We start from the raw sequence: 315 nt of genomic DNA on the forward strand, positions 1-315 counted from the left end.
AAGACAGTGCCATAACGTGCCACCTTTGCTCTTGTCTTTCCAGATATAGCGATAGATGCTCATATGGCTGATACCACCATGAAACCCAGCTATTTGTTCAGGACTCCAGCTCTGTTTAAGCTTGTCTGTAACCCAATCCCATACGTCAGCGATGATAGTGAAAGCGTTGTTTGATCGTCTTGCACAGGCTTCGTTGTCGGCATAATTAGCTCGGTAACCTCGCAGGCTTTTATTACGCTTAAGCTCTCTTGATATGGTGCTGGGACTTCTGCCTAATGCATCAGCTATAAATTTAATACTATGTTTCGCCCCTTT

1 protein-coding gene is annotated in these 315 nt (G+C 44.4%); it reads right to left on the bottom strand.

Annotated features, from left to right (window positions below; translation table 11 throughout):
- The coding region (locus tag EI161_RS14750) for a helix-turn-helix domain-containing protein (protein ID WP_192530067.1) at window positions 1–315 on the bottom strand (315 nt) is incomplete at both ends.

Origin of the sequence: Psychrobacter sp. FME5 (genome assembly GCF_014861375.1) — a bacterium.
Classification (GTDB): domain Bacteria; phylum Pseudomonadota; class Gammaproteobacteria; order Pseudomonadales; family Moraxellaceae; genus Psychrobacter.